At 29.2% G+C, this 257-nt stretch carries 1 protein-coding gene; it reads left to right on the forward strand.

Annotation, left to right across the window (positions count from 1 at the left end; all coding sequences use genetic code 11):
* A partial coding sequence (locus KGF46_RS19880; protein WP_227857151.1) for an RNA-guided endonuclease TnpB family protein occupies positions 1-257 on the forward strand: 257 nt, incomplete at both ends.

Genomic DNA, 257 nt, shown 5'->3' on the forward strand with positions numbered 1-257 from the left:
AGGCGAAAGGATTTTCTACAAAAACTATCTACTAAATTAATACAAGAAAATGATATTATTTGCATAGAAGATTTACAAGTAAAGAATATGACTAGAAATCGTAAATTATCTCGTTCTATTTCTGATGTGTCATGGTCAGAATTTGTTCGTCAATTAGAATACAAGGCTAATTGGTATGGTAGACAAATTGTAAAGGTAGGTAAATTCTTTGCAAGTTCACAAATATGCAATAAATGTGGGTACAAAAATGAGGAAAT

Source organism: Clostridioides sp. ZZV14-6153 (assembly GCF_020657855.1).
In the GTDB taxonomy this organism is placed as follows: domain Bacteria; phylum Bacillota; class Clostridia; order Peptostreptococcales; family Peptostreptococcaceae; genus Clostridioides.